Here is a 13313-nt window from a genome sequence, read left to right on the forward strand (position 1 = left end):
AAAAATATCCAAACCATAATAAGCAGCTGGGATGGCAATATTTATTTTCATCACATAAATTAAGTCTTGATCCCGAGAGTAAGCAATTAAGGCGCCATCATATCGATGAAAAGCAATTACAACGCGCTGTTAAAAAAGCCGCTTTTGATGCACATATTAACAAACACGTTACGCCACATACTTTGCGTCACTCTTTCGCTACGCATTTGCTGCAAAGCGGCGCTGATATCCGCACAGTACAAACACAGCTAGGTCACAGTGATGTGCGTACTACGCAAATATATACCCATGTACTGCAGCAAGGTGCTAACGGGGTTGTTAGCCCTTTTTCAAGATTATAAGCGTCCCTTTTTAATCCTCTAGGCATACATACTCGCTTACGAATCAATACAGCTATCAATTTCGACTTTAAAAAAACACAAAAAAGCCCCGCTTGTTTTTACACAAGCGGGGCTCCACACTAATTTTTTACTCAAAAATAAAAGCGCCGATACTGCGGGCGCTTTGCATCATTGAATTTTATTACTTTAACTTACTGATTAACTACGCTTTTAAGCGGATTAATCGGCTGTGCGTTATCGTCTAGTAGGTTCATATCAAAATCGAACTCATCTACACGAATCGCTTTTTCACGTTTGATGTTGTAATCAATTAACTGAACGTGTTCAGCTTGCGTGATTACGTTTGCCGCTAGTGCGTTATCAAGCGTGATGTTAAAGCGTATACCTGGTTTAATTACTTTAGCACGTAATGCTTTTTTAACTTTAGCCAGTTCGCCAAGTGATGCCATTTTAGCTTTGTAAGCTTGCTCATTAATATGATGGCCATCGCCCACTACTGGTTTAACTAAATGCGTGATTTGCGCTTTAAATGCGGTATCTAGCTGAGCTTGCTTAGCTAGTTCGCGGATTAAATCGTCACTAATTTTTGGCATTTTAGTTGAGTAGTTCATTGTAATAAAACGAATAAACTTACGTGTACCACTTGCAGGGAAGTTATCTAAAAACTTATGCAATGCTTCTTCAGCACTTTGTAGTGCAAAACGAGTCGCGTAATGGAAATAAGGTGCTGCTTGCTCACGGTCACTACTTGATACTTTTTGCTCGTAGTATTTAATTGATGCCATAGCTGCATATAAGAAGCTCATTACATCGCCTAAACGTGCCGATAGCATTTCTGCTTGTTTTAACTTACCGCCAAGTACAAGTAACGAAAAGTCTGCGTACACTGCAAGTTTTGCAGATAATTTATGTACTGCTTTTTCGTAGTCGCGTACTTCTGGTAATTCAGAATTAGCACTTGCTGTAAATGGTAAAACACCTAAGCGGAAAGCACGTAAGCTGTTTGCTGTGCTGTAGCCAATTGTTTTACGTAAAATACCGTTAAATTCTTTGTCTGCGCCTTTGTCTTCGCTGTGAATTGACTCAACCATAGATTGTAAATATGGGTGACAACGCATAACACCTTGACCAAAGATCATTAGGTTACGTGTAAGAATATTCGCGCCTTCTACCGTAATGGCAATCGGCTGAGCAACATAACCACTTGCTAATGTATTTTGTGGACCGTTTTGAATCGCTTTACCCGCTTGAATATCCATTGCTGAATCAAGCACGTCGCGACCAAGCTCTGTCATGTGGTATTTAGCGATTGCAGTTACTACTGATGGTTTTAAGCCCATGCCTAAACCTTCAGTTGTAAGTACGCGCATTGCTTCTTGTAGGTATGTTTTACCTGCAATGTCGGCTAGTTTTTCTTGAATACCTTCAAACTGGCCAATGGCTAAACCAAACTGTTCACGCACTGCTGCGTATTCAGATGCTGATTTAAATGCAACTTGTGCTGTACTAACACCTAGCGCAGGTAATGAAATACCACGGCCAGCACCTAAACAGCTAACCAGCATTTGCCAACCACGGCCGATGTTTTTCTGTCCACCAATAACAAAATCCATTGGTACGAATACTTTGTTACCACGTGTAGTACCGTTGTAAAAACGAATACCCATTGGGTCGTGGCGATTACCAAGCTCTACACCTGGGTGCTCTTTAGGAATAAGTGCACAGGTAATACCTAAGCTTTCTTTACCACCTAATAAACCATCAGGGTCCATTACTTTAAAAGCTAAACCAAGTACGGTAGCAATAGGTGCAAGCGTTATGTAGCGCTTGTCCCATGTGATTTCAAGGCCAAGTACTTCTTCGCCGTTATACATGCCTTTAGTAACTGTACCAATGTCTGGAATGCCACCTGCATCAGAACCCGCTTCTGGGCTTGTTAATGCAAAACATGGAATGTCTGTACCATTTGCTAGACGTGGTAAATAATGTGCTTGTTGCTCTTGCGTACCAAAGTGAAGTAATAATTCACCTGGGCCTAACGAGTTAGGAACCATGACGGTTACCGCAACTGCTGAGCTTTTAGTCGCAATTGTGCCAACAATAGTAGAGTTTGCATAAGGGCTAAACTCTAAACCACCAAACGACTTAGGAATGATAAGCGAGAAAAAACGCTCTTTTTTCAAAAATTCTAAGATGTCATTTGGTAAATGAATGCCGTTTTGAATCACTGAATCGTCAATCATGCCCAATAACTCTTTTACTGGACCGTCTAAGAATGCTTGCTCGTCTGCGCTTAATGTAGCAGCAGGTACGTCGCGAAGTGCACTGAAATCAGGTTTACCTTGGTAGATAGAACCTTCAAGCCATACATCACCCGCGTCTAGCGCTTCTTGTTCTGTGATAGAAATACTTGGTAATACTTTTTTTAGTTTTGTACGTAAACTCATGATTGAACTCATCCGACCAGCTAAATAATACCTACATTACGTCATAAAAAATCGTTTAGATCAATTGCTCTATTCAATTAATTAACAGTTTTTTCAATTTATTTTCTTTACCTGAACGTAAACTGTTGAAACACAAAGGCTTACAGTTGTACGCTGAAAAAAAGTATTTTGATTAAAATGATGAATAAAACAGCAAAAGCTCTAGCGCTGTATCTATTTTTTTATGGGCATAAAAAAACGCAGCACAAATAGGCTACGTTTTTATTCAATTTGTAGAGGCTACATTATTAGTTAATCTAGCTAAAACTACCTAAATTTAAATCAAATTGTATAAGCGCTTCACTTAGCAACTTTAACAACTTGCTTGCCGGTAAAACCACCAGCAAGTTGTTTATTAAGCGCTTGCGATACTGAGTCAGCACTAAAATCTACGGGCGTTATTTCTGGGTGTTTAATGTCGCCACTAACAGCGCCTTCAAGTAACAGGTTGCCCATAAAACTCAAACGTTGTTGTGCACATAAACTATTAGCAAGCCATGCTCCACCAATTGATACTACGCTAATATTAGGCGCTCGGTGATACATTAAGTCTTGATCAAAACAAGGGAGCGGATTTAAGCAGGCAATACGTCCGCAAAAACGCATTAACTCAATATTACGCTGAGTACACTCACCACCAATCGTATCAATAACCGCATCAAAGCCTTGTGGGCCAAGTTCTCTGCGGATTTTTTCGCATAGCTTTTTATCGCTATAGTCAAAAACCACATCAGCGCCTAACTGCTTAACCAACTTATGATTACGCTTTGATGCTGTGGTAAATACGTCTGCACCGCGCTGTTTTGCATATTGAATAGCAAACTGCCCTACCGCTCCGGCTCCGCCTTCAATAAAAATAGTATCGCCTTCACTAATGCCTATTTTATCTAAACTAATAAGTGCTGCCATACCGGCGCATGGAAGTGTTGCTGCAATGGCCGGGTTTAAACCGCTTGGCACAACCGACACTGCAAAGTTAGGTACCTTGGTGTATTCGCTCAAAGCACCTTGCTCACCAATGTTGGCATGCCACATAACGCGCTGGCCAACATTTGGAAACACACCTTTATTAGCTTTAACCACAACACCTACGGCATCTAAGCCTAAAATGTGTGGATACTGCCATTTACAAAAGCCTGTTTTAGCAAATTGACCATCAACTGGATTTAAACCAACGTACTCTACTTTTACAAGCAGCTCGTTATCTGCACAAATAGGAACAGGCAGCTCAGCATCCGCTAAGTCAATTGCTTCATTTGGTTCTGGCAGTACAATAGCGCGCATAGTTTGCGGGATAATGTATTCATGTAAATTTTCAGTATTTGGCATCAATATAACTCTACTTATTAGTGTCGTTTAACGCATAACTCCATTGCCCATTAAATGACTGGTAAGCATTTACTTTGGCAAGCAGTGAAGAAATTGTTGTTTCAACAGCATTTTCTTGTGCTATTAAAACATCCTGGCGCGCATCTAACAACTCAAGGTAAGGAATTTGACCTTCTTCGTACATTGCTTGTGCTTGTAAAAATGCTTTATTAGCAAAGTCATAACGTTCATCGGCAAAGCGTTTTTGCTGTGCTTGATTGACCAACAATTGCAGTGAAAGTTCACTTTCACTTAGTGCAGTTAATACTACTTGTTGATAATCGCTGTACGCAGCTTCACTTAAAAACTGTTGCGCGTCGCGCTGTGCTAATAATGCTGGGTAGCTTAATAACGACCATTGCAATTGCGGCGCTACTTGCCACTGTTGGTCGGTATTTTTTAAGCCTGTGCTATCTATACTCACAACCCCTGCAAATGCAGATAAGCTAATATCGGGTAATAACGCTTTGCTAGCTGCAACACTTAAACTATTTGCTTGGCTAAAATCAAACAGCGCGCGGCTAATATCAGGACGCAAGGCAATGGCATTATTAGCGTTTTTTAGTGCTACGCTAAAGTCACGTTCAAGCACGCCTTGCTCGTTTTCAATAGCAATATTTTGCGCTAGCTTACCGCTTAGTACTGCAAGCGCAGATAAATCGCTGTATTTTGCATACTCAATAGCAGGCATTAATGCTTGTTGCTGCCTAAGCTGCGCCATCGTACGGTTTAAATCAAGCTCGTTTGCTACACCTTCGTCAACACGAGCTTGTAGTACGTCAATACTTTGCTCAAGCGCTTCAATTTGTAGCGTAACAATGTGTTGTTTTTCAACATTACCTTGATAACTTACAAAGCCTTTAACGACTGACGAAACAACTTCAATTTGCAGTAAACGTACTTGCTCTGCTTGGCTCATGGCTGATGCATTTGCAGCATCGACCAACGCCGTTATGCGACCAAATAAATCTAGTTGCCAATCAAGTGCAACGTTTGCACTTGATTGGCGGTCAAACACGCTTGGTGCATCGCTTCGAGCTGCGCCAACATTTACGCCACCTTGCGGCAGGTATTGGGCTTTTTGCTCTCCTAATCGCGCTAATGCACTTTTAAGTGTTAACTGGCTTGTTTGCAAATTATAGTTATTTGCAAGCGCACCAGTAACAAGCTCATTTAGTTGATCAGAATTAAGCTTTTTCCACCAGTTTGTCTCATCAGCAACGCTAACGTTACTAGCAATATTAGCTTTAGCAACAAATTCGTTAACGGCTTTTTGCTCGCTCATGGTGTCTATTTTACTCGCACATCCTGCTAAAAACGCAGCAACTAATACTGCACTGGCGGTCAGACTTGTTTTAAGTCTTTTTTGCATTAATTTAGTCATGAGTATTCTCCTGCGCTTTCTCTTTTTTGTTAGTCACTAACATATAAAATACCGGCGTAAACAATAGGCCAAACACGGTTACACCTATCATCCCTGAGAATACTGCGTTACCCATTGCGTGTCGCATTTCGGCGCCCGCACCGGTAGCAAGAACTAACGGTACAACACCTGCTGTAAATGCAATTGAGGTCATTAATATTGGGCGCAAGCGCATACGACATGCCTCAAGTATTGCCTCTAAGTGCGATAAGCCTGAGTCGTGTCTATCTTTTGCAAACTCAACCATCAATATCGCATTTTTAGAAGCCAACGCGACCAGTACTATTAACGCTATTTGGGTGAATATGTTGTTGTCAGAGCCGACAAACCACACACCTAATAAGGCTGAGAAAATAGTCATTGGTACAATTAATATAATTGCCAGTGGTAAACGTAAGCTCTCGTACTGCGCTGCAAGTACCATAAATACAAGTAATACAACTAACGGGAATACATAAACCATGGTGTTACCGGCAAGTACTTGTTGGTACGTTACTTCAGTCCACTCATACTCAATACCTGTTGGTAGTGTGTCTGCGAGTACTTTTTCAATAGCAACTTGTGCTTGGTCAGAGCTATAACCTGGCGCTGGGCTACCATTTAGTTCTGCACTTGGGTAACCGTTGTAATGCATAACACGGTCAGGACCAATTGTTGGTGTTACTGTTAATACAGAGCCTAGTGGCACCATATTTCCTGAGCGGTTACGTACTTTTAGATTAAGTATTTGATCAGGGTCTAAGCGGTAGTCAGCATCAGCCTGTGCATTTACTTGGTAGGTACGGCCAAACATATTAAAGTCATTTACGTACACAGAGCCTAAGTAAATTTGCAGTGCGTTAAATACTTCATCAAGTGGAATACCTTGAATTAGCGCTTGCTCACGGTCAATATCAATATCCATTTGTGGAACTTGAATACGGAAGCTTGAGTACAAGCCCATTAATGCTGGGTCTTGTTGCGCTTTACCGATAACAGCTTGCAGACTATTAAATAAGGCTTCAAATCCTTTATTTGCTCTGTCTTCTATTTGCAGTTTAAAACCGCCGGTAGTGCCTAAACCTTGAATTGGCGGCGGTGGAAATACCGCTACAAATGCTTCATCAATGGCAGCAAAACGTTTATTCAACTCGGCAGCAATCGCCATCGCTGATTGGCTTGGGTCGGTACGTTTGTCAAAGCTTTCAAGTGGTGTAAATACAATGCCGCTGTTAGGGCTATTAGTAAAACCGTTCACTGATAAGCCAGGAAAAGCAACTGTATGTGCAACGCCTGGTACTTCTAATGCAATTTGCTGCATTTGAGAAAGCACATCTTCAGTACGATCAAGGCTTGATGCATCAGGTAACTGCGCAATAGCCACTAAATACTGTTTATCTTGCTGTGGAATAAAGCCACCCGGTACGGTATCAAATAACTTAATTGTGCCACCAACAAGTGCTATGTAAGCCACCATAACAACAACGGTCATACGAATTAGTTTTTGTACCAGTTTTTCGTAACCTTTAGCACCACGATTAAATACGCGGTTAAATGGTTTAAATAACCAACGACCAAACAATTTATTAAGTAAACGCGTGAACGCATCTGGTTTTGCATCGTGCGATTTTAATAACAATGCAGCAAGCGCAGGCGATAACGTTAATGAGTTAAACGCTGAGATAATAGTCGAAATAGTAATTGTAAGTGCAAATTGCTTATAAAATTGACCTGATAAACCGGTAATAAACGCAGTAGGAATAAATACAGCACTTAGTACTAGCGCAATGGCAATAATAGGGCCTGTTACTTCACTCATTGCAACGCGGGTTGCTTCAAGTGGCGATAAGCCTTTTTCGATATTACGCTCTACGTTTTCAACAACTACAATCGCATCATCTACAACAATACCTATGGCCAATACTAAGCCAAACAACGATAAGGTATTAATTGAGACACCTAACCACTGCATTACGGCAAACGTACCAATAAGTGAAATAGGCACAGCAATTAGCGGAATAATTGATGCACGCCATGTTTGTAAAAATACAATAACAACAATAACTACCAATACAATTGCTTCAAGCAAAGTGGCAATTACCGCGTCAATTGAGCCGCGAACAAATACCGTTGGATCGTACACAATGTCGTATTCAACACCGGTAGGAAAATCTTTAGATAAGCGCGCCATTGTTTCGCGTACTTGATCAGATAGCTCAATAGCGTTAGAACCAGGGCGTTGAAATATTGGCATTGCAAGTGCTGGTTGATTATCAAGCTCTGCTCGAAGTGAGTAAGTGTCTTGACCTAAATCAACACGGGCTATATCAGATAAACGCGTTAACTGACCCTCGTCGCCTACTTTAATAATAACTTGTTCAAATTCTTCAATACTGTTTAAACGACCTTTAACGTTTAACAATATTTGAAATTGACTGTCGTTTGAAATTGGTTGCGCGCCTAAGCTACCTGCAGCAACTTGCTGGTTTTGCGAGCGAAGTGCTGTTACTACATCTGTTGCTGTTAATTCGCGTGCAGCAAGTGCATCTGGGTTTAGCCATACTCGCATTGAGTATTTGCCGGCACCAAACATGCGAATATCACCTACACCCGGTAAACGTGCAATTTCATCTTTAATGTTTAAATCGGCATAGTTAGATAAGTACGCTGTGTCGTGCGTTTTTTCAGGTGAATATAAATGCACTACCATGGTTAAATCTGGTGATGACTTTTCAGCCACAACACCTAAACGTTGTACTTCTTCTGGCAAACGCGGAAGCGCACTGTTTACACGGTTTTGTACTTGTACTTGAGCACGGTCTAAATCGGTACCTAATGCAAAGGTTACCGTTAGTGTCATGCGGCCATCACTGGTACCTTGCGAAAACATATATAACATGTTTTCAGTGCCGTTAATTTCTTGCTCCAACGGTGTTGCCACTGTTTGCGCAATAACGGTCGGGTTAGCACCCGGGTAGTTAGCGGTTACAACCACGGTTGGAGGAACTACTTCTGGGTATTCACTTACTGGTAGTTGGAATAGTGATATACCACCAGCAATTAAAATAACCAATGACAGCATGGCCGCAAATATTGGACGCTGTATAAAGAAATGCGAGAATTTCATCAATAAACCTTATTGCTTAGCCACAAGTTGTGCGTTGTCATTTAACAATGTAAATGCCACACCACTTGTATCAATTGTTACTGTTTGCGGAGAGATTGGCATACCAGGGCCTACGCGAGCTGGGCCATTTACAGCAATAACATCACCTTCGTTAAGGCCCGATGTAACCGCACGTAAGGCACCGTAACGCTCACCTGTAGTGATAAGTTTGTATTCAAGTACGTTGTTTTCGCCAACCGTTAATACAAAACGATTTTTTAAGTCGGTACCAATTGCACGTTCTGGGATAATAATCGCGTCGCTAATAGAATTTGCAGCAAGCTTTATACGTGCAAACGAGCCTGCGCGTAACTGGTTGCTGTCTTCATTAAATACTGCACGTACACGTAATGTACCTGTTGATGAATTAATTTGGTTATCAATAAAGTTAATGTAGCCTTTGTATGCAAAATCGCTTTGACCCACTTTTTGCATTACAACAGTTTGCTGACTCGCAGCAGTAACATCATTAAAAGATTGATTCCATGTGCGTTCATCAACATCAAAATAAGCGTACATAGCTTGGTTTGAAACAATTGACGTTAATACGCTTTGACCCGCAAGTATGTTATTACCTTTGGTAATATTTGCGCGAGAAATAATGCCATCAATTGGTGATACTACTGACGTAAACTCTAAATCAAGCTCTGCTGAAGTAAGTTGTGCTTGAAGTGCAGAAAGCTGTGCTTCGCGTTGGCGTAGTGTTGAAGTACGCGCTTGTGCTTGCTCAGTAGAAATTGCTTTACGGTCTAATAATCGTACCGCTCGTTTGTCTTCACTTTTAGCTTGCTCTAAGGCAGCTTGTGCGCTGTTGATTTGCGCTTTTAAACTAGCAACCACAGCAGCAAATGGACGAGCATCTAATTGAAATAAAACATCGCCTTCTTTAACCACATCGCCTTCTTTAAATTCAATGCTATCGATGATTCCCGATACACGCGGCATTAAAGCAACTTCTTGTGGAGACTCTAAACGAGTTGTATATGTGTGCCAGCTTTGTACTGGTTTAACAAGCACCTGTGCTACATCAATTGGTTGAAGTTGCTGTGCAGGTGCTGATTGAGCTGTGCTCTCATCGGCACAACCTGCTAGTGTTAAAGATGCCGCAGTAAGTGCAGCAGCAATTAGATGTTTGTTCATGAAGACGCTCCATTGTTGATTAGCCTCGCATAATACGGATTTAACCCGTGTTTAAAAACCATAGATTTTTAAATTCATTAATGCCAAAATGGCATCAATGAATTAGTTAAGGTGTAATAATGGATACAACAAGTCGACTTTTAATGTTACTTGAAGTGGTTGAGCAAGGCTCTTTTGCAAAAGCTGCAGAATTACGCAACATAGATCGCTCTGTTATATCTAAACAAATTAGCCGTTTAGAGGATGAGTTAGGCGTTAGGTTACTTAACCGCACAACGCGTTCGTTTTCGCTCACAGCGGCGGGCGCCGAAATGATCAAAAAAGCCGCTGAGCTTAGAGAGTTGCTCGGCGAAACAGTACGCATGGCTGAAAACTACCATTTAGAGCCACGCGGGGTGTTAAAAATCACGTCATCAACATTGATTGGTCGTCGTTATTTACAACCTGTACTTAATGATTTTCAAAAACGCTTTCCTCAAGTAGAAGTTGAACTGCGTTTAGACGATAGATTAGTAGATATAGTCTCTGAAGGATTTGATTTGGCTTTTCGTGTAGGTGAGCCTAAAGATTCGTCACTTATTGCACGTAAAATAGCGCGTAACCGATTATTAATTTTAGCTGCACCGCAGTTTATTGAAACTTACGGTATGCCAAAGACAATCGAAGAGTTAGCGCAATTACCAGCAGCAAGCTATGCCAGTAATTCTATTCGAGTAGAAACCATAGATTACTACGATAGTAAGGGTGAACGCTGCGAGCAAAAAATAAAAAGTGTGTTTCGTGCTAATGATGCCGAGTCATTGTTAATGAAAACATTATCGGGTACAACTTACTTTGTCGCCCCTGCATTTATTATTGGTGATGAAATAATACAAGGTAAGCTAGTGCCTTTATTGACCGATGTAAAACTGATGGAGTTTAGTGCGATGTATGCCGTATATCCGCACCGAGATTTACCAGTGAGGACCCGGTTGTTTTTTGATGCTGTGCGCGAGCATTTAGGAAAAGATAAACCGATTTGGGAAAACGGGATCCCCAATTTTGAGCAAATGTATTAAGTAACCCTGCTTAAGCAACTACCGTCTCATCGTCGTGTTCTTTTTTAAACTTACAATACACTTTATTGCGACCAAATTGTTTTGCTTTGTATAACTGTTTATCTGCTTGGTTTACAAAGCTTTCCAATGAATTAGTACTTTTAAATTTTGCAACACCAATACTGGTTGTAACATTAATTGCAAGGCCGTCAATGTCAAATGTGGTATTTTCAAAACGTGCTCTTATTTGTTCAGCGGTATTAAGTGCAGCCTCTTCATTTGCAAAAGAGCTAAATAAAGCAAACTCTTCACCACCTACTCTAAATACATACCCTCTACCAAGCACAACTCTTAGTAAAGTGGCCACTTCGATAAGTACTTGGTCACCGACACCATGGCCATGCTCATCATTTACCTGTTTAAAAAAGTCTAAATCGAGTAAAAACAAATATAACTGCGACTTATCTTTTAGTTCTACTTCAAAGTAGTGGTTCATTGAAAGGCGGTTACCTGCACCCGTTAATGGATCAAGTAACGCTAAATTTTTAAGGCGCTTTGAAAAATGCGAGCGGCTTCCTTCAAAAACATGAGAAATCGCCCAAATACTAAAATAAGCACAGATTAAATTAAGGGATAAGTTAAAAGTTTCAAAGGGGGCATGAGTAGACTTACTCCCTAAAATAAGCACTTGGATAACTAATAAATTTGCAGAGAAAATTACACCGTATTGTTTACCTAACAACAGGTAGTACAAAATAGGTAATGCAAACGACCATACAAACACACCATTACGTGGCGATGTTAAGTATGTACCTAAAATAATGATTAACGTTACCAGTGCGCACATTATTAAGGATTGCCAAAACTGTAGTGGACGGCGTGTAACTGAAATATAAGTAAATATACAATAAACGGAAAAACATATTTCGATATAGCCAAGTAATGGAAAGTTATTTACGGTTAAATTAACACTCGCAAATACTAGCGATAAAAAACCAAAACAAAGACACATCCATCTAAGAACGCTCTTCCTTAATGATTTAGTGCTGTTAAGTGCCGCAATATCCATTCTAATCACTTGATAAAATATAAAAAGTAAGTTTAACGTGAAAATATAATTTAACAAGCCTTGTTGGTATAGAGCATGTAAACACAACCTGTTATTTGATTCTTTAGGATGATATAGCGTATTTTAGAGACACGTTTGGTGATTTAGTATCACTAAGTGGCTTTAACAACTAGCCACCTAACATGGATAAATTAGTAGTGATACCCGTATTACCTTGGTGTAAAAGGTGAGTTGGTTTTTTGGTCTTAATATAACGAGATAACAATGCCATTAATTCACTGTTTGAACTGTCGTTCATATATTCTCTTAGCGAAATACCCTCTTCAGAAAACAGACACAAGTGCAGATTTCCTTTAGCTGTAACCCTTAATCGATTACAGGTACTACAAAAGTCGTTGCTGTAAGGCATGATCAAACCAATTCTGCCTTGATAATCAGGGTGGGCAAACTCTTGAGCAGGACCTGCTGATGCACTACGCGCAACTTGCTGCCAACCCGTTTGTAATAACTGAGTTTTTAAAACTTGCCCAGAAACATGGTTAGCATCAAAAAAGGCTTTGTTGTCGTTTGTTTGCATCAATTCTATAAAGCGGATGGTAACGGGACGGTGTTTAACCCAATTTAAAAATGTATCAAACTCTTTTGCGTTGTATTGCTTCATCAGCACGCTGTTTATTTTTACCGAATCAATACCCGTTTCAAGCGCAGTATCAATACCTTTCATTACTGAGGTAAATTTGTCATGCCCAGTAATGGTGTTAAACATGCGTGAATCTAAGCTATCAATACTTACATTAATGGCGTTTAAGCCTGCATCTACCCAGTCATGAATATTCTTATGAAGGGAAAAACCATTCGTAGTCATTGCAATTTTTTTTATGCCCGCGACATCTTTTGCCGCGCGAACAACATCTATAAAGTCTTTACGAAGAGTTGGCTCTCCGCCAGTGATCCTTACTTTTTCGATACCATGGTGTGCAAACGCTTTAAGCGTGTTGCTAATTTCATCAATTGTGAGAAAGCCACGGTCATGACCGCCCTGATAACCATCTGGTAAACAATAAACACACTTAAAATTACATACATCAGTAATAGACAAACGTAAGTAACTAAACTCTCGCCCTGTTGGGTCGATTAGCATAAATAAACCTTAACTAATATCAACAAGTAATAACAACCTAATACCAATTTGCAATAATACTTAATCATTTAATTAAGCAAATTGGTATAAACAACGCTACTTATTGATACATAAATAATAATTACATAAATATATTTAATAACTAAAAGGGGCAGCTTAAAGC

At 40.2% G+C, this 13313-nt stretch carries 9 protein-coding genes; 2 read left to right on the forward strand and 7 right to left on the reverse strand.

Features of this window, described 5'->3' with window-relative positions:
* Window positions 1-341: tyrosine-type recombinase/integrase (locus tag I6F40_RS12900; protein WP_197193041.1), on the forward strand; the 341-nt coding region annotated here is incomplete at its 5' end.
* A gap of 191 nt (window positions 342-532) precedes the next feature.
* Here I6F40_RS12900 and I6F40_RS12905 read toward each other — a convergent pair.
* From I6F40_RS12905 to I6F40_RS12925, 5 genes are all read right to left on the reverse strand, one after another.
* A complete protein-coding gene (locus tag I6F40_RS12905) occupies window positions 533-2788 on the reverse strand; it encodes an acyl-CoA dehydrogenase (protein ID WP_165740175.1) in 2256 nt (751 codons plus the stop codon).
* Window positions 2789-3127: 339 nt separating this feature from the next.
* On the reverse strand, window positions 3128-4156 hold the full coding sequence (locus I6F40_RS12910) for a zinc-binding dehydrogenase (RefSeq protein WP_024608449.1): 1029 nt from the start codon (window positions 4154-4156) through the stop codon (window positions 3128-3130).
* 10 nt (window positions 4157-4166) lie between these two features.
* Complete coding sequence (locus tag I6F40_RS12915; RefSeq protein WP_101217022.1) at window positions 4167-5579, reverse strand: TolC family protein; 1413 nt, start codon at window positions 5577-5579, stop codon at window positions 4167-4169.
* Window positions 5572-8724 (reverse strand): efflux RND transporter permease subunit, encoded by a 3153-nt coding sequence (locus I6F40_RS12920; RefSeq protein ID WP_165729477.1) that lies wholly within the window; start codon window positions 8722-8724, stop codon window positions 5572-5574. Before I6F40_RS12920 ends, I6F40_RS12915 begins: the two co-directional genes overlap by 8 nt.
* Window positions 8725-8733: 9 nt before the next feature.
* Window positions 8734-9903 carry an efflux RND transporter periplasmic adaptor subunit gene (locus tag I6F40_RS12925; RefSeq protein WP_165740179.1) on the reverse strand — a complete coding sequence of 390 codons (1170 nt, stop codon included), beginning with the start codon at window positions 9901-9903 and terminating at the stop codon, window positions 8734-8736.
* A 119-nt stretch (window positions 9904-10022) separates the two neighbouring features.
* Here I6F40_RS12925 and I6F40_RS12930 point away from each other — a divergent pair, with 119 nt between their 5' ends.
* Entirely contained in the window at window positions 10023-10961 is a 939-nt protein-coding gene (locus I6F40_RS12930; protein WP_166377213.1) for a LysR family transcriptional regulator, read from the forward strand.
* Between the two features lie 10 nt (window positions 10962-10971).
* Here I6F40_RS12930 and I6F40_RS12935 read toward each other — a convergent pair whose 3' ends face one another.
* Together I6F40_RS12935 and moaA are read right to left on the reverse strand one after the other, a co-directional pair.
* Window positions 10972-12009 (reverse strand): GGDEF domain-containing protein, encoded by a 1038-nt coding sequence (locus tag I6F40_RS12935; protein WP_166377210.1) that lies wholly within the window; start codon window positions 12007-12009, stop codon window positions 10972-10974.
* 169 nt (window positions 12010-12178) lie between these two features.
* Window positions 12179-13150 (reverse strand): GTP 3',8-cyclase MoaA, encoded by a 972-nt coding sequence (moaA, locus tag I6F40_RS12940; RefSeq protein ID WP_007582018.1) that lies wholly within the window; start codon window positions 13148-13150, stop codon window positions 12179-12181.
* Between the last annotated feature and the right edge of the window lie 163 nt (window positions 13151-13313).

The sequence above is a fragment of the Pseudoalteromonas sp. SWXJ133 genome (genome assembly GCF_015864365.1).
In the GTDB taxonomy this organism is placed as follows: domain Bacteria; phylum Pseudomonadota; class Gammaproteobacteria; order Enterobacterales; family Alteromonadaceae; genus Pseudoalteromonas; species Pseudoalteromonas arctica.

Coding starts and splice junctions, on each gene's coding strand:
- I6F40_RS12905 (WP_165740175.1), bottom strand. CDS start 2,788: ATGAGTTTACGTACAAAACTAAAAAAAGTATTACCAAGTATTTCTATC.
- I6F40_RS12910 (WP_024608449.1), bottom strand. CDS start 4,156: ATGCCAAATACTGAAAATTTACATGAATACATTATCCCGCAAACTATG.
- I6F40_RS12915 (WP_101217022.1), bottom strand. CDS start 5,579: ATGACTAAATTAATGCAAAAAAGACTTAAAACAAGTCTGACCGCCAGT.
- I6F40_RS12920 (WP_165729477.1), bottom strand. CDS start 8,724: ATGAAATTCTCGCATTTCTTTATACAGCGTCCAATATTTGCGGCCATG.
- I6F40_RS12925 (WP_165740179.1), bottom strand. CDS start 9,903: ATGAACAAACATCTAATTGCTGCTGCACTTACTGCGGCATCTTTAACA.
- I6F40_RS12930 (WP_166377213.1), top strand. CDS start 10,023: ATGGATACAACAAGTCGACTTTTAATGTTACTTGAAGTGGTTGAGCAA.
- I6F40_RS12935 (WP_166377210.1), bottom strand. CDS start 12,009: ATGGATATTGCGGCACTTAACAGCACTAAATCATTAAGGAAGAGCGTT.
- moaA (WP_007582018.1), bottom strand. CDS start 13,150: ATGCTAATCGACCCAACAGGGCGAGAGTTTAGTTACTTACGTTTGTCT.